The 16,395-nt window shown below is 37.0% G+C and carries 14 protein-coding genes; 7 read left to right on the forward strand and 7 right to left on the reverse strand.

All coding sequences use genetic code 11. The features are described from left to right. Nucleotides 1-8 precede the first annotated feature (8 nt). The 7 genes from mraY to mraZ are packed head-to-tail and all read right to left on the reverse strand — an operon-like array spanning nt 9 to nt 7,784. Complete coding sequence (gene mraY, locus D1094_RS06445; protein ID WP_118959272.1) at nt 9-1,091, reverse strand: phospho-N-acetylmuramoyl-pentapeptide-transferase; 1,083 nt, start codon at nt 1,089-1,091, stop codon at nt 9-11. Next, nucleotides 1,091-2,563 carry a UDP-N-acetylmuramoyl-tripeptide--D-alanyl-D-alanine ligase gene (gene murF / locus D1094_RS06450; RefSeq protein WP_118959273.1) on the reverse strand — a complete coding sequence of 491 codons (1,473 nt, stop codon included), beginning with the start codon at nt 2,561-2,563 and terminating at the stop codon, nt 1,091-1,093. Before murF ends, mraY begins: the two co-directional genes overlap by 1 nt. After that, entirely contained in the window at nt 2,560-4,191 is a 1,632-nt protein-coding gene (locus tag D1094_RS06455; protein WP_118959274.1) for a UDP-N-acetylmuramoyl-L-alanyl-D-glutamate--2,6-diaminopimelate ligase, read from the reverse strand. The genes murF and D1094_RS06455 overlap by 4 nt, the downstream gene beginning before the upstream one ends. Next, nucleotides 4,184-5,974 (reverse strand): penicillin-binding transpeptidase domain-containing protein, encoded by a 1,791-nt coding sequence (locus tag D1094_RS06460; protein ID WP_118959275.1) that lies wholly within the window; start codon nt 5,972-5,974, stop codon nt 4,184-4,186. The genes D1094_RS06455 and D1094_RS06460 overlap by 8 nt, the downstream gene beginning before the upstream one ends. A 31-nt stretch (nt 5,975-6,005) precedes the next feature. Then, nucleotides 6,006-6,320, reverse strand: coding sequence for a cell division protein FtsL (gene ftsL / locus D1094_RS06465; RefSeq protein WP_118959276.1), 315 nt, complete (start codon nt 6,318-6,320; stop codon nt 6,006-6,008). A 3-nt stretch (nt 6,321-6,323) separates the two neighbouring features. Continuing rightward, complete coding sequence (gene rsmH, locus D1094_RS06470; protein ID WP_118959277.1) at nt 6,324-7,274, reverse strand: 16S rRNA (cytosine(1402)-N(4))-methyltransferase RsmH; 951 nt, start codon at nt 7,272-7,274, stop codon at nt 6,324-6,326. A 51-nt stretch (nt 7,275-7,325) separates the two neighbouring features. After that, nucleotides 7,326-7,784, reverse strand: a complete 459-nt coding sequence (mraZ, locus tag D1094_RS06475) for a division/cell wall cluster transcriptional repressor MraZ (RefSeq protein WP_118959278.1) — start codon at nt 7,782-7,784, stop codon at nt 7,326-7,328. Nucleotides 7,785-8,438: 654 nt separating this feature from the next. Between mraZ and D1094_RS06485 the strand changes: the two genes are divergently transcribed. The 7 genes from D1094_RS06485 (at nt 8,439) to dndE (ending at nt 16,371) form a co-directional block, all read left to right on the forward strand. After that, nucleotides 8,439-8,993, forward strand: coding sequence for a hypothetical protein (locus tag D1094_RS06485; RefSeq protein ID WP_147361060.1), 555 nt, complete (start codon nt 8,439-8,441; stop codon nt 8,991-8,993). After that, nucleotides 8,983-10,986 carry a DNA phosphorothioation-associated putative methyltransferase gene (locus tag D1094_RS06490; protein WP_118959281.1) on the forward strand — a complete coding sequence of 668 codons (2,004 nt, stop codon included), beginning with the start codon at nt 8,983-8,985 and terminating at the stop codon, nt 10,984-10,986. The genes D1094_RS06485 and D1094_RS06490 overlap by 11 nt, the downstream gene beginning before the upstream one ends. A 51-nt stretch (nt 10,987-11,037) precedes the next feature. After that, nucleotides 11,038-11,208 (forward strand): hypothetical protein, encoded by a 171-nt coding sequence (locus D1094_RS18605; RefSeq protein WP_182440110.1) that lies wholly within the window; start codon nt 11,038-11,040, stop codon nt 11,206-11,208. Between the two features lie 96 nt (nt 11,209-11,304). Continuing rightward, a complete protein-coding gene (gene dndB / locus D1094_RS06495; RefSeq protein WP_118959282.1) occupies nt 11,305-12,396 on the forward strand; it encodes a DNA sulfur modification protein DndB in 1,092 nt (363 codons plus the stop codon). Next, the gene (locus D1094_RS06500; RefSeq protein ID WP_118959283.1) at nt 12,393-14,018 is read left to right on the forward strand and encodes a DNA phosphorothioation system sulfurtransferase DndC; all 1,626 of its coding nucleotides are present in this window, start codon (nt 12,393-12,395) and stop codon (nt 14,016-14,018) included. Before dndB ends, D1094_RS06500 begins: the two co-directional genes overlap by 4 nt. Beyond that, a complete protein-coding gene (dndD, locus tag D1094_RS06505) occupies nt 14,018-16,018 on the forward strand; it encodes a DNA sulfur modification protein DndD (protein ID WP_118959284.1) in 2,001 nt (666 codons plus the stop codon). The genes D1094_RS06500 and dndD overlap by 1 nt, the downstream gene beginning before the upstream one ends. Then, nucleotides 16,018-16,371, forward strand: a complete 354-nt coding sequence (gene dndE, locus D1094_RS06510; protein ID WP_118959285.1) for a DNA sulfur modification protein DndE — start codon at nt 16,018-16,020, stop codon at nt 16,369-16,371. Before dndD ends, dndE begins: the two co-directional genes overlap by 1 nt. The last annotated feature ends 24 nt before the right edge of the window (nt 16,372-16,395 follow it).

Here is a 16,395-nt window from a genome sequence, read left to right on the forward strand (position 1 = left end):
TAACTGTTTTATCGTAATTTTAGTGTGGCTAAACCCACTAAAACTAAAATAAGTGAAATAATCCAAAACCTGACAATAACACGTGGCTCAGGCCAGCCTTTCAATTCATAATGATGATGTATTGGAGCCATTCTAAAGATTCGTTGACCGCGCATTTTATATGAGCCGACTTGCAATATTACTGACATAGTTTCCATCACAAAAACACCGCCCATAATGAATAATACTAACTCTTGCCTCACTAACACGGCGATAACACCTAATGCAGCACCTAAAGCTAATGAACCGACATCACCCATAAAGACTTGAGCAGGATAAGTGTTAAACCATAAAAAGCCTAAGCCAGCTCCAACAATGGCTGTACAAACCACAACCAATTCACTGGTTAAAGGAATATATGGAATATTTAAATAACTAGAGAAATTTACATGGCCTGTCACATAAGCAAACACAGCAAATGCACCCGCCACCATAATGGTTGGCACAATAGCTAAGCCATCTAAACCATCGGTTAAGTTAACGGCATTAGAAGTGCCAACAATAACAAAGTAAGTCAAAATTAAATAAAGGATGCCAAGCTGCGGTAATACATCTTTAACAAACGGGATCAGTAATGATGTTTCTTCTGGCGCTTGAGCTGAAGCATATAAAAAAATTGCGGTAGCAAGGCCTGCTACGGTTTGCCAAAAATACTTCCACTTAGCAATTAATCCATTTGAATCTTTTCGAATAACTTTGCGGTAATCATCGACAAAACCTATGACACCAAAACTGACCACGACAAACAATACAACCCAGACATAACGATTGGATAAATCTGCCCATAACAAAACGCTGGTTACAATTGAGGCTAAGATTAATATCCCCCCCATTGTCGGAGTACCTGATTTAGATAAGTGACTTTCAGGGCCATCATCTCGTACCGTTTGTCCTATTTGCATTGCTTGCAAATATCGGATTAACTTGGGACCAAAATACAACGAAATGAGTAACGCAGTTAGCGTACTAATAATTGCTCTAAACGTTAAGTACGAAAAAACGTTAAAGGCAGAATAAAATTGAGTTAAATACTCTCCTAACCATAATAACATTAAGATATTACCTCTTTATTCTGTAAAGCTTCATATTGCTCAAACCACTCAATAATGGCTTTTACAACATGTTCCATATGAGCACTGCGCGATCCTTTAATTAATATCGCTATCTGTTCTTCACTATCACTAAGTAATTGATTAAACTCCTCATAAATATGGTTTAACAAATCATCTTTATGAGAAAAGTGTTGGCTACTATTCGCCTCGTTTATTGACTTATTGGCACAAAAACCATCACAAGCGCTTTGACTTAGCACCCCGAGAGTTAATAAGGTGTTAATATCTAATTCTGCAGCAAACTCGCCCACTTGTTGATGATAACTGCGTGCTTGAGCACCTAATTCGCCCATATCACCTAAAATAAGAATTTGCTTACCAGGGTATGAAGATAGCAACTGAGCAGCAGCTTTTGCTGATTCTAAATTTGCATTGTAACTATCATCAATTAATTTTACCTTGTCGGTAAGTTGGTATAGGTTTAATCGCCCTTTTACTGGCTTCATTTGTGCTAGGCCATGACAAATGTCGTCTAAACTAGCGCCAAACTCTAATGCGATGCTTGCTGCCGCTACTGCGTTACAAACATTATGCTTGCCTGGAATATTTAATTTAACTAAGCATTGCCCTTGGCGAGTATGCAATTGAAAACTGGCACAACCCAGCTGATCTAATTGCACATCACTACTAAAGCAATCGGCTTCGCTAAAACATGAAAAAGTACGGACATTTTTATCAATTAAACGCCACTGCCATTTATCGGTATAGCGAGTATCTTTGTTATATAAAGCAACGCCTTGTGAAGTTAAGCTTGAGAATATTTCACCTTTAGCTCTTGCAACTCCGCACAAGTCACCAAATCCTTCCAAATGAGCCGCAGCAATGTTATTGATAACAGCTACATCAGGTTTTACTAAATTAGTGGTATAGGCAATTTCACCAATATGATTAGCGCCCAGTTCAATAACAGCAAACTCATGCGTTTTATCTAAGCGTAATAAAGTTAAAGGCACGCCAATTTCATTATTAAAATTCCCTAAAGTCGCTAATACATTGCCTAGTCTTGATAAAATAGCGGCAACCATTTCTTTTACTGTGGTTTTACCGCTACTGCCTGTAATAGCAACGGTTTTAGGAGCGACTACTTTTTTAACGTAAGCTCCGAGTTTACCTAGTGCGACACGGGTATCTTGTACAACAATTTGAGCAATCTGGTTTTCATCAAACTCTGGTAGATGCTGTTCGACAATGACTGCAATACAATCATTTTCAACAACCGCTTTAACAAACCGATGCCCATCAAAGTTAGCCCCTTTAAGCGCTAAGAATGCAGTTTGATCGGCTTTGTTCTCTTGTTCAAAGACTCGACTGTCAGTAACAATATTAGTGATTTGAAACTGCGCTAATTTTTCTGAGCCATACAAAGTTCCCTCTGCGGCAACAGCTATATTTTCAATAGTTAAAGGGATCATTTATTTACCCCGCAGTTATGCAGTTGTTGATTTGATTTGGTTTTAATTTCATCTGCAGTTTGATTAACTTGGTAGTATTGAGTAACGACTTTACGTTCATCATACGATAGTGTTTCATTGCCTATAATAATGTAATCTTCATGGCCCTTACCCGCTAGCAATACGATATCATTTGCACTAGCACGATCTAGTGTTTCAATAGTCGCTTTTTTTCTATCAAGTACAATTTGAAGTCTTGCTTGTTCGATATTGGCAATGCCTGTAAGCATGTCATTAACAATGGCTTCAGGTGATTCAGTTCGAGGGTTATCATTGGTAATGATTAGATGATCAGCATGTTTTTCTGCCGCTTGAGCCATTAAAGGCCTTTTTCCTTTATCTCTATCGCCACCACAACCAAAGATAACAAATAGCTCACCTTTACAATGCTCTTTACAGGCAATAAGTGCTTTTTCTAAAGCATCTGGAGTATGTGCATAATCGACTACCGTCGTTGCTAGCCCTTCACCACTTATTGCTTCCATTCGGCCAGCTATTGGTTTAATTTTTGCTATCGCTTTTGATAGTGATTGTAAAAACTCAGACAACAAAGCTTGTTTCTGGCTAAGTTCAACCATGGTCACGGCAATAGCAGCTAAAAGGTTATCAATGTTAAAGTCGCCAAGTAATCGGCTAGATACTTCAACTGAACCAAGATGAGTGTTCAAAGTAAACGTCACACCAGCTAAATGATGTTGAATATCTTGAGCTAATACGTAATGTTTATTTTTTGCTATACGCTCATTTCTTCCATATAGCCACAACACTTGATCTTCTGGCCAAGTCTTTAACCACTGTTGAACACAATCATCATCATCGTTAAGTATCGCAATTTGCTTGTGATTCGCTACAAATAATTTACGTTTAGCAGCAGCGTAATTTTCCATTGAGCCATGATAGTCAAGGTGATCACGACTTAAATTAGTAAATATTGCCGAATCAAATAGCTCTGCATTAACTCGATGTTGCTCAAGCGCATGAGAAGACACTTCCATAGCGACATACTCAATATTTTGCTGCTCAAAACGATAAAATAATTGATGAAGTTCCGTTGCGCTTGGCGTGGTATTAGCAAGAGGAGTTAACTGATCAAAAACGCCAGCACCGTTAGTGCCTATTATCGCGCATTGTTGATTTAATTTTGCTTCACATTCGATAGACGACAATAATTGAGCAACCAACTGGGTGGTGCTTGTTTTACCATTTGTCCCTGTGATACCTATCATGCGCATCTTATCTTGAGGGTTATGATAATAACTTTTTGCTAATTCAAACAATGATTGATTTAGTTGGTAAAAGCTTAATATCGCTACCGATTTTTTATGAGAAGACCACGTTAATTGGCCATGTTCATTCGATGCAGCGCATTCTGATATAATTAAACAAGCACCAGCTTTGATTGCACTTTCTATATATTTGTCACCATTTTCTACGGTGCCTTTTATTGCACAGAAAATATCACCTAACTGAACTTTGCGACTGTCATTGTGCAAATTACCTGTTTTAACCGACAAATTTAACTCTTCACTAACCTTAATATTAAAAAGGTTTAGTGCTGCAATTATGTTTTGACACTGAGGCTTATGCATCTAAACCTCCATCATCTTGATACGATTTAGTTACAGCATTGCTTTGTGTATTCTTATTTGACTCAGCGACTTTACTTGAAGCATCAGGGGCAATATTTAGCACCCTTAATGCACCTTTCATTATGCGAGAAAAGACTGGCGCAGCCACTTCACCGCCATGATATAAATCTCCACCGGGATCATTTATAACCACTACAACGACTAACTCTGGATTTGAAATGGGACCGACACCCGCAAATAATCCAACATAATCATTACCATAACCACCAGCAACCGCTTTAAACGATGTACCTGTCTTTCCGCCAACACGATACCCTTCAACTTTTGCTTTAGGTACATGCTCATCAACAACGGTTTCAAGCATGTTTACGATTGCATTACTATTTTTCTCAGAAAAAATGCGCTCACCTTCACTAGGCTTATCTGTTTTAACAATGGACAGTTCACGCTTTACGCCACCATTGGCAAGCGCAGTATAAAACCTTGTTAATTGTAAAGGGGTGATAGCTAACCCATACCCCCAAGATAACGTCGCTAATTCAAACTGAGACCAACGTTGTCTGTCATGCATCATACCGGTACTTTCACCCACTAAATCTGTACCCGTATCTTCGGCAAAGCCCACATCAAAAAATTTATCAAGCAAGTAATTTTTAGGAACTGACAGGGCTAATTTTGTTGTCCCCATATTTGATGAATGAATTAAGATTTCTTCGATAGATAATTTACCGCGATTAATGGGATCGCTTACTCTTCTTCCGCCCAATCTCATCCAACCAGGGCTAGTATTGATTACAGTATTTACTTGGGCAGAACCGAACTCAAGCGCAGTAAGCGCCGTAAGAGGTTTCATTGTTGAACCAGGCTCATATATATCGGTAATAGCGCGATTTCGAAAGCGGTGTAACGCCGTATTTCTTCTATTATTGGGGTTATAAGATGGGCTATTCGTAATAGCTAATATCTCTCCAGTGTGAGCATTAGCAACTACGACTGAACCAGAAGCTGCTTTAAAAGCTTGCACTGCACCTTTTAATTCTTTGTATGCAATTGCTTGAATACGTTGGTCAATGCTTAATGTAATATCTTGCGCTTGTTCTGACTCTTCAACAGACAATATTTCTATTTTTCTGCCTTTAGCATCTTTTCTAAAACGTTTTTCTCCGCCTTTACCCGTAAGCATTTGATCATAAAGTCGCTCAATACCTTCAATGCCTTTATCATCAACATTGGTAAACCCCACAAGATGAGCACTAATTTCTCCCGTTGGGTAAAATCGTTTAGATTCTTTGCGTAAGTGAATACCCGGTATTTTTAATTCTCGAATATAACTTGCCATGGCAGGAGAGATTTTACGCTCTAAATAAACAAAACGTTTTCTTGGATTTTTGACAATACGTAATGTTAACTTATTAATATCTTGATCAAGGACATCAGCGAGTGCTTGCCAATGTTCTGACATGGCTAAGGCATTATTATCCATAATAATTTTAGGATCAGCCCACACTGTTTCTACCGGCACACTAATCGCTAATTCAGTACCGTTTCTATCAACAATTGAACCTCGTTGCACTCTGTCAGCATGTACTCTTAACGAACGCATATCACCTTGCTTCTTCAGCATTTCAGGTTCAACAATCTGAATATAAGCACTGCGTACCATCAGACCAACATAAATTAAGACCACGACAACCATAACCAAGTAAAAACGCCATGCGGCAGTACTTGGTTGGCCATTATTGCCTAATTTTTTGGCTGATTTTATGGTATCGCCTTTGGTCATTTTGTTGCTTATATCTCTTTAAAAATACCATTTATGGTAAGTTAATAATGACTTCTGATTTTGTATCGGGTCTTTTCATCTTAAGAAGCTTCGTTGCTTTACTCTCAATCGCACTATGTTCTGCTAAGCTATTCTGCTCTAACAGTAAGTTTCGCCACTCAATATTCAATTCGTCTCTTTGACTTAATAGTACTTCTAACTCACTCGTTGTCTGTCTATTCACATGGGTATAGTAAATAACTGAAAAAGCTGAAATCACTACAGCAACAAGTAAAAGATAACTCAATGCATAACGAACAATGTCTTGCCAAATATCAGTAACGAGTGCAGTTCGACTTACTGCCATAATTTATTCTTCTGTATGTGCTAATCGTTCAGCAACACGTAAAACAGAGCTTCTTGAACGTACATTTTCTGTTACTTCAGATTTGCTCGGTTTTTGTTTTTTCCCCACTAACTGTAATTTCTTGCCTTTATGTAATTCTTCTTCGCTGATAGGTAATCCACGCGGTACTTTTTTAGGCTGTGAATGTTTTTTCATAAATTGCTTCACTAATCTGTCTTCTAACGAGTGAAAACTTATCACGACCAAACGACCATGCTCAGCCAAAACAGATAGTGAAGCAGCAAGTGCCTTTTCAATTTGCTCAAGTTCACTATTGATATACATGCGAATAGCTTGAAAACTTCGTGTTGCAGGGTGTTTTTTTATTTCTCTTTGTGGCGCAGCTTTTTTAATGATGCTCGCCAATTGCCCTGTTCTTTCGATTAACGCTTCTTCTCGAGCTTCTACAATCGCATTGGCAATTCGCCACGCATGTTTTTCTTCACCAAAAGTACGCAAAACCCATGTAATATCTTCGACATCAGCAACTGCTATCCACTGTGCTGCCGTTTGACCTTTTGTTGTATCCATACGCATATCAAGTGGGCCATCATTCATAAAGCTAAAGCCACGCTCTGCAACATCAAGTTGCGGTGAAGACACCCCAAGATCGAGTAAAATACCATCTACTTTTCGGGTTAAATTATGCTTATCTGCTATTTCAGCTAAATGGGCGAAACCTTGATGCTCAATTAAAAAGCGCTGGTCATCACTAAATTTCTCCGCCGCTTTAATTGCCGTAGGATCTCTATCAATGGCAATGAGCCTGCCATTGTCAGACAGTTTTGATAAAATCAAACCAGAGTGTCCACCGCGACCGAAGGTGCAATCGATGTAACAGCCATCTGGATCAATGTCTAAACCATCAACAGCTTCACTTAGCAAGACACTAATATGTGATTTATCAAATTCCATATTGTTATTCTTATAACCTTTGTTACTTATTATTAGTCACGTGATTTTCGCTTACAACGACAAATCAAGTAATCGTTCTGTTAGTTCAATTTCGCCAGATTGAATTTTATTTATGCCTTGCTGCATTTGAGCTTGCCATGCAGCCTCACTCCATATTTCAAATTTCTTTAACTGACCCACTAACATAATGCTTTTCTCTAATCCTGCATGTTGTCTTAACGGACCATTAAGTAATAAACGTCCATTTTTATCCATATCACAATCAGTCGCATTACCCAGCAGTACTTGCTGTAATAATCGCTCCTGTTTATCCATGCTGGATAAATTACAAAGCTTCAGCTCAATTTCTTCCCATTCTGGCAATGGGTATAGCAATAAACACGGGTGTTGAATATCAACGGTACAAATCATTTGTCCTTGGCAATCAGCAAATAGCTCTTCGCGATACCGAGTAGGTACCGTGATCCTATTTTTACTATCTAATGTAATTGAGCTAGCGCCTCTAAACATAACTGATTATTTTGTATCTAATTTGTTGTTTTTATATCCAAGTAAAAGTGGTTATGTAATTAAGATCCACAATTTCCCACTTTTTTCCACATTGATACAGTTTAGTGAACAATGCAAAGCTATGTCAAGCAGATAATAAGGAAAACAACTTGGCTGTAACCAGTTTCAATACTAGTAATATTAAGGCTTACGGGGAAGTAGATGATATTGTGGAGTTTTGTGGATCTTTAGTGGTAATTTGTCAGTAAAATAAAATAAATTTCTGTTAATTTTGCTGGTTTTTGATGGTTTTAGTGTCAGAAGTGGATGCCCAGAACGGTGAAACTGATAGAGAATTTTAATTTTACTTTAAAACAAAGGGCTTAACACGAATTTTTTGGAATCCTAACAACTGAAGGCATACGCTGTACCTGATATGAATTTGTTACAGGCTGCACAAATCTACTTCTTCCGCTAATATACATGTCATCGATATATAACTATTTATTACTATGTCATTAACTATTGCTCATATAGACGACTGGTTATCTTCTAAAGAAATTAGAACACATCTAAAGATAACTGGTTGTGAACTAATGCACCTTCGCGAAAAAGGTAAGCTGGAATTCAAAAAAATTGGTAATGCATATTTTTATAAATTGCCTAAAAAGTTTAGTGAACCGAATGTCAAATAGTGAACTAAAGGACAAAGTAGTTAATTGGCATCAATATCGCTATCCAACTATTGATAACATCCCTAATGAACAAAGCATCAATGCAATAAGCGATTTGTGTTCTAATATTTTACTCCCTATCCAAAATGAATTTGGTGAAGTATCTGTCACCTACGGCTTCACATCACATAGTCTCCTTAAAGAAATACAAAAACTAAATCCTAGCCACATAGCCCCTAATCTTGATCAACACGCTTCTTATGAAAAGAACTCTAGGGGTAAGGTTATTTGCGGTAGAGGTGGAGCTGCTTGCGATATTGTTGTCACAGGATTTGAAAGTAACATGTATGAAATAGCTAAATGGGCTGCTGATAAGCTACAGCTTGATAGAATGTATCTATACGGTAATGAGCGTCCAGTTCATTTAAGCTTCGGACCAGAAAACAGTCGATTCATTCAAATAATGAATATGAGAATGGATGGCAGAAGGTTTCCAGGAAAGCGAGGTACATGCAAAGAGTTATCTAATCTTATCGGTATAGCAGATGAACTTTGAGCAATTTCAATTATTAGTTAAAGATCTACCTTGCGGAAAATTAACACCGCAAGCTATCTATATTCACAAATCAGCACTTCAAAATGAACAGTTAACATCTTTCCTAAATAGAATTCAATCAGCATTAAAACTAGAAGACTATGATTGGAATATCGCCAAATTCTGGAAAAATGATTTTAAGTTTTCACTTTTAAGCTATCCTGATTTTGAAGAAAAATCATACCCCGAATTAAATCATAGCTTATTTGTAGATTTAGAAAAAAAGCATCATCGTATTAATGACTATGCAAATTCTGATAACCCACCAGTACTTCATAGAAAAGAATTAATGGTTACTAAAGATCACCCTTCTTATGAAGAGTTCTCGATCATAACGCAAGAGGGAGAGCAAGCAGGGCTTTATGAAAATACCAGGGCTATTGGTTTTAAGCTGGGCTGGGTTTCAACTATAAATAACGCTGGATATGAATTAGTTGATGGCCGACTTTTCAGAAATAGTGCGTTTACTTGTGTTGATGATAAGCAAATCAACAGACATAAAACCGCCATTGTTCGCCATGGATTGAGCAGCCCTCTGAAAATACTATTTAAGAAAGGTTACCTTAGTGGCGCTTATAGTGTTTTTGATTACGGATGCGGTTTAGGTGACGATATTGCCGAACTGCAAGCCAATGGTATCGATGCATCCGGATGGGATCCAAACTTTAAACCAGATGCCGAACTATACAATGCTGACATTGTTAACCTAGGCTTTATTTTAAATGTTATTGAAGATGTGGCTGAAAGAATAGAAGCACTTCACAATGCTTTTGCATTGTCAGATAAAATATTAATTGTATCTTGTATGTTAGCAAGTGAATCTAAACTTTCTCAAATGACACCCTATAAAGATGGTGTTATCACTTCACGAAATACCTTTCAGAAATATTACTTTCAAAGTGAGCTACAACTGTTTATTGAAGACTCTTTAGATAAGTCAGCTATTTCTGTTGGTCCTGGTATTTTTATTATTTTTAAGGATGAGTTAGAAGAACAAAAGTACCTTTCCTCAAAATTAAGAAGACGTAGGCAGTGGACTACGCTGAATAAGCCTCCTTCAAAGTCAGAGAGAAACACTTTACTAATTGAGGAGCATCATCAGTTAGTTGAAAGCTATTGGAATGCGGTACTAACATATGGACGCATACCTGCTTCAGATGAATTTAATGAAACTAAAACCGTGATAGACATTTTTGGCAGTGCCAAGAAATTATTTAACCTATTAATGACATGTGAAAGAAAAGAGCAGTTTGAACAAGCAAAGGTTCAAAGGCAGGAAGATTATCTTGTTTATTTTGCATTAGGGCTTTTCTCTAAACGATTACCATATAAGAACATGTCAGAGGAAAAGAAACGTGATATCAAAGCATTCTTTGTATCGATTAACTCAGGACGTGAAGAAGCTAAAGATTTATTATTTAAGATTGCTAATAACGAATTACTTCAAAACGCAGCGTTGAAAGCATCAAAGTATATCCCATCAATATATAACGTTAATCACTCATTTCTTCTACATGCAAAATACATCAATGAACTGCCAGTTATTTTAAGAATTTATGTTGGCGCGGCTGCCGTTATGTATGGTGATTGGAATGAGGCGGATGTAATAAAAATCCACCTCACTTCCGGTAAAGTAACATTTATGGTTTATGATGATTTTTATAATAAAGCAGTCCCTAGAATTACTGAACGCGTTAAGGTAAAACTTGCCCAGCAAGACATTGATTACTTTGACTACGTTAATGAAATCAAGCGGCCACCACTATTAAATAAACATGAGTTCATGGATAACAAGGATGAGCAATATAAAGATCAGGAGCGTTTAGACAGAAAGCTTATTCAATTAGGTGCTGTTCAATCGCCAGGAGAACAACATATGTCTATCAATGAATTCAATGGAAAATTATCTGCTCTAAATAAAGAAATAAAAGGTTATCGGATTTATAGCATTTGAGCCTTTTCATATATAAACTTCCTTTCAAAACTTATAGTAAAGAATCCATACATGACTGAGAAAAAAGTTAAGTTCGAATTTGAAAAACACAATAAAAATAGTGTCCGATATAAAGAAGTACCAGAAGATGGAATGCCGCCAGTTATTGGTAGTATCTATGTTCAAAAATGGTTTGCTGGTGATAGCAAAAATATTGAAGTAACCATTAATAAAAAAGATTAATTTTTCTAAAAATCACGTACAAAATCAATATTACAGTTCATAACTCAATTTGTACGTGATATTATTACGTACAATACGTAATAAAGACTTTACATCATGGACTCTTTCGACAACAACTATTGCTACTCCTTCCCTGCTATTAGAGCAGTGCAAGCCGGAAAACCATTTTACATAGCAACATGTCCGCTACGTATAATCCCTAAAATATTCAGTTATAATGAAGAAGAAGTACCTGCGGAGTTAAGAGCACAGCGCACATTAAATAAAAGCCGCATTCCTGAAATGACTCGTTACCTTGTAGACTCCCCCAAAGAATACGTATTTTCAGCATTAACGGCATCTGTGGAATCTGAATCAGATTTTAAATTTATAGAAGCTGATGGTATCAATAACATGGGGACTTTAAGTGTTCCTATGGATTCTCAAATGTTAATAAACGATGGTCAGCATCGTAGAGCTGCGATTGAAGAGGCAATTAAAGAAAATCCAGAACTAGGCCAAGACAATATTGCCGTTTTGTTTTTTGTTTCTGAAGGTATAGAGCGTAGCCAGCAAATGTTTGCAGATTTAAATAAGTACGCTGTTAGACCAAGCTCTTCATTAGGTACTCTTTATGATCATAGAGATCAGGCATCTGAGCTTGCTCGTTATTTATCAATGAATGCAAAACCATTTGTTGGTTATACAGAGTTTGAACGCTCTACTATTTCAGTCAGAAGCCATAAAATATTCACATTAAGTGGTATAAAACAAGCAACCAGAGCACTTTTTGGAAAAGGTGCCAAAGATGGTTTTAATGATGAAGAGCAAAAATTAGCAGAAGATTTTTGGAACAAATTAAATAAGCATATGATTGAGTGGCAACAAGTGCAGGCTAAAACACTATCTGCCGCAGAATTCAGACAAGAATTTATAACCGCTCACGGCATTGGCCTTCAAGCGTTAGCTATTGTTGGCAAAGAAATTTGCTTACTTAGTGAATCAGAGCAAGCTGAAAAATTTGAATCCTTAAAGCATCTTAACTGGCTTAAATCTAATTCAGATTGGTCAAATAGGGCTATGCAACATGGACGATTATCCAAAGCGGTCTCGAATATTTTCTTAACTGCCACCGAAATTAAACGACAAATCGGTCTCCCTATCTCAAGTGAAGACCTAACAAAAGAAAAAGAATTACTTAACGCATGAATTTATTAAATAAGCATGACCTAGATGAAGAATATATTGATTTCATCGAAAATGAACAGTTCTCAGGCAGATACCTGAGTGAATATATTGCCGATACACAGCGTGTTTATTTAGCTGATAATCGCCCTTGGGTGCTTGGATATAGTGGTGGTAAAGACTCCTCCGCAGTAATGGCTCTTATTTATATGGCATTACTTGGTTTAAAGCCAGAAGAACGTCATAAGCCTGTGTTTGTTGTTGCTTCAGACACCTTAGTAGAAACACCTATTGTTGTTAATCACGTCAATAACTCATTAGAAGCAATAGAGCGTGGAGCTAAAAGAGATAACTTACCTATAACTTCACACAAGGTTGTACCTAAAACGAATGAAACCTTCTGGGCTAATTTATTAGGTAAAGGCTACCCTGCACCCACAAGAAGCTTTAGGTGGTGTACAGAACGGATGAAAATAGATCCCGTAAGTACATTTATTACCGACAAAGTAAGTCAGTATGATGAAGTAATCGTTGTTTTAGGTTCGCGTTCTCAAGAAAGTGCATCTCGTGCGCAGGTTATTGCTAAACATAAAATTAATGGAACAGTACTAGCTAAACATACCACATTATCTAATGCCTTTATTTATACGCCAATTGATACGTGGCATGTTGATGATGTATGGAAAATTTTGCGTTTATGCCACCTTGTGAGCGAAGAAACTCCTAACGGAATTAGAAACAAGTGGTCTGATAAATACGATCTCGAATGGGAAAACCCATGGGGAGGTAAGAACCTTATTCTTTGGAACCTTTACAAAGATTCTTCAGGGCAAGGTGAATGCCCTATGGTTATTGATGAAACCACACCATCTTGCGGTAACTCTCGTTTTGGTTGCTGGACTTGCACTGTTGTAACTAAAGATAGAGCAATGGAAAGCTTGATTCAAAATGGCGAAGAGTGGATGAAGCCATTGCTTGATTTACGTAACAAGCTCGCTGACACTACTATTATTGAAGACAAAGGCAAATACCGCAGCCACATTCGTAGAGATGGTCGAATGGCTTTTAAAACTCTGACTATTGATGGCAAAAAAGAAATGACCGAAGGTTATACTTTTGGCCCATATTTGCTGAGTTTTAGACAACAATTTCTGAGGGAGTTGTTAGAAACCCAACATCAATTAAGTAAAATAAATAAAGATGTAGAGTTAATTACAATACCTGAACTTCACGCAGTTCGTCACGAATGGCTAAATGATCCTAACGAACCTGATTGGGAAGACTCATTACCAAAGATCTTCAATGATATCTTTGGATATGACCTGGATTGGACTATTGATGACACTAATCAATTTAGTCATGAAGAAGCTAAGTTAATTAATGAGTTATCACCTAAATATGATGTTGCTCCGCAAATGATTAAAAAACTTATTGATTTAGAAACATCAATGAGTGGTTTATCTCGTAGAACAGGTATTTTTACAAAAATTGGCAGAATTGTTCAGCAAGACTGGGAATCAGCAGAAGAAATTATCGAGAAAAACCTAGAAAGCAGACAGAATCAAATGCGCCAGTCAAAAGAAGTTATTTCTATCGCGGAAGAATTAGAACAATTGAATAAATTAATTGAAAAGGAAGGTTTGTAATGATTTTTAAAACACTTTCCTTAGAGAATTTCCGTGTTTTTAACGGACTCCACAACATTGAATTAGCACCTAGACGAGATGGATTACTATCTAAGCCAGTTGTTTTGTTTGGTGGTTTAAATGGTGCAGGTAAAACCTCAATTTTAACGGCTATTCGTTTAGCGTTATTAGGTAGGAAGGCCATTGGTAATGCTGTATCTAAAAAAGATTTTAATGAGTACCTAGCCGAACAAATTAATAAAAAGGCAGTAAAGGATAATACTGATCCTGTTGCTAAAGTAAGTCTAGAGTTTACTCATACACATCAAGGCAAGCACAGCACATATCGTGTTGTACGCAACTGGTCATTAGATGCGGATGAGTCCCTTATTCTATTCAAGAATGATGTTTGTGAAGAATCACTTACCACAGAACAAGTTCAAAGTTTTCTTCATGAATTAGTGCCTCCCGGTATTGGCGATTTATTCTTTTTTGATGGTGAAAAAATTGCTGAGCTTGCAGAAGATGATACTGGCTCATACCTCAAAGAAGCAGTTCAGAAATTATTGGGGATTGATGTAATCAATCGTCTTTCTGATGATTTAGACATTTACATAAAACAGGTCAGTCAAAAAGCGGCTGATGCTAAAACGGTTAAAATCATCAGTGATCTTGAGCTAGAAAAGAAAGAGCTATTATTACAAGCCAATAAAGAGCGTGAAAGCGAAGATCAAGTTAAAAGAAAATTAGCTGATCTTGAATTACAAGTTCGTGAGGCCGAACAAAAAATTCAAGATCGTGGTGGTGCCTGGGCTAAAACTAAGAACGATGAAAAAGATAAAGCAAGTGACTTAATTAAGCATAAAGCGATATTAGAAACTAAATTACTTGGTGAGTTAGATGGTTCACTTCCATTATCATTAGCACCTAATGCAATGGCTGAATTAATAAAGACACTATCGAAAGAGCAAGAAGTAAAAGAGTCACAAGCTTTTTCGAAGAAATTAAATGAAAACTTAACGGGATTAGAAGCAGTAATAAAATCCCAGTTTAAAAGTGATTCAGATGAGTTATTAGCGACAATCAACGAGTATTTTAGCTCGGTTACTGAGGAATCAACTGATAAAATAGAACTTGATATATCAAATACTGACTTTAATTTGATTCAAGCTCAAATAAAAGATGCATCAGAAGCTAAAGCGCACTGCACTGAACTAACCCAAGAGTTAATGGAAACTGAGCAAGCTTTAGAATCTGTCTCTATAAACATTCAACGAGCACCAGATGAAGAAGAGCTTACAAGTCTTTATGACAATTTACGTAAGTTAGACACAGAAAAGCATAAACTTAAGACTCAATACGGTCATCATTTGGTTAAAGCTAAATCTTTTATCACTAAAGCCCTAGAATTAGCTAAGAAATTAGAAAAGCTTTATACCAGTCAAAAAACGGAAGCGTCTATTTCAAAAGCGGTTAGTCGTGTTGATGCAACTACAAAAATATTACATGAGTTTGCAGCACAGCTTACGGAAATGCGTGTCAGCCAATTAGAAGAGTTGTTTGCCCAATCTTATCGTAAGTTAGCACGAAAGGAAGATCTCAAGCTTTCAGCGAAGATTAATCCTAGTACGTTTGATGTAACACTCGTTGATGCTGATGATGTTGCGATTAACAGAAGATCTATGTCTGCTGGTGAAAAACAAATTTTTGCCTTTGCCATATTAGAAGCTCTTGGCAAGCTGTCAGGTAAAATATTACCTGTTGTTGTTGATACACCGTTGGGTAGATTAGACTCAAAACACAGAGACAAACTGGTTAAACATTATTTCCCTGAAGCCGGTGAACAAGTCATTTTACTATCAACAGATACAGAGGTTGATGAAGACTTCTTTAGCACAATGGCTCACGAAATTTCACATGCTTTTGAAATTGAATTTGATGAGAAAACTAAATGCTCAACATTAAATGAAGGTTACTTCTGGAAAATCAACCCAGTTGTTGCTCAAAAGGAGGCAGTATAATGTTACCCAACCGAATGCAGCTAAACCGAACTGTCGAGGAACAACTAAAAAAGCTAAAAGCTAATACTGGTATTACGCCTAACGTATCAGCTCGTATTGCCTTTTTCCGGTCAATTGAGTCTGATTATACTTATCAGCCAAATGTTGAATACAAGCTCGATGGCAGCCTTACATTGGATAAATTTACCTGGCTTGGTAAAACTCAGTTAGTAACTGAGTTGTTACTTAAGAAAAAATACCCTGAATTGGAAAGCAAAGAGTTACAAGTTGCTTGGGCCTCTCACGTAGAGCATGGTATATCCGCTTTTCGTAATACAAAAAGCTTACTTTCGACTGTGAATTATATTACTTAGTTTAACTTCTCTTCCCCTTGATAA

This window comes from Colwellia sp. RSH04, assembly GCF_003545765.1.
GTDB lineage: Bacteria > Pseudomonadota > Gammaproteobacteria > Enterobacterales > Alteromonadaceae > Colwellia.

Excerpts from the sequence above, each read along its gene's own strand:
- dndE (WP_118959285.1), top strand. The coding sequence starts at position 16,018 with ATGTTACCCAACCGAATGCAGCTAAACCGAACTGTCGAGGAACAACTA.
- D1094_RS06500 (WP_118959283.1), top strand. The coding sequence starts at position 12,393 with ATGAATTTATTAAATAAGCATGACCTAGATGAAGAATATATTGATTTC.
- dndB (WP_118959282.1), top strand. The coding sequence starts at position 11,305 with ATGGACTCTTTCGACAACAACTATTGCTACTCCTTCCCTGCTATTAGA.
- ftsL (WP_118959276.1), bottom strand. The coding sequence starts at position 6,320 with ATGGCAGTAAGTCGAACTGCACTCGTTACTGATATTTGGCAAGACATT.
- rsmH (WP_118959277.1), bottom strand. The coding sequence starts at position 7,274 with ATGGAATTTGATAAATCACATATTAGTGTCTTGCTAAGTGAAGCTGTT.
- mraZ (WP_118959278.1), bottom strand. The coding sequence starts at position 7,784 with ATGTTTAGAGGCGCTAGCTCAATTACATTAGATAGTAAAAATAGGATC.
- D1094_RS06460 (WP_118959275.1), bottom strand. The coding sequence starts at position 5,974 with ATGACCAAAGGCGATACCATAAAATCAGCCAAAAAATTAGGCAATAAT.
- dndD (WP_118959284.1), top strand. The coding sequence starts at position 14,018 with ATGATTTTTAAAACACTTTCCTTAGAGAATTTCCGTGTTTTTAACGGA.
- D1094_RS18605 (WP_182440110.1), top strand. The coding sequence starts at position 11,038 with ATGACTGAGAAAAAAGTTAAGTTCGAATTTGAAAAACACAATAAAAAT.
- murF (WP_118959273.1), bottom strand. The coding sequence starts at position 2,563 with ATGATCCCTTTAACTATTGAAAATATAGCTGTTGCCGCAGAGGGAACT.
- D1094_RS06490 (WP_118959281.1), top strand. The coding sequence starts at position 8,983 with ATGAACTTTGAGCAATTTCAATTATTAGTTAAAGATCTACCTTGCGGA.
- D1094_RS06455 (WP_118959274.1), bottom strand. The coding sequence starts at position 4,191 with ATGCATAAGCCTCAGTGTCAAAACATAATTGCAGCACTAAACCTTTTT.
- mraY (WP_118959272.1), bottom strand. The coding sequence starts at position 1,091 with ATGTTATTATGGTTAGGAGAGTATTTAACTCAATTTTATTCTGCCTTT.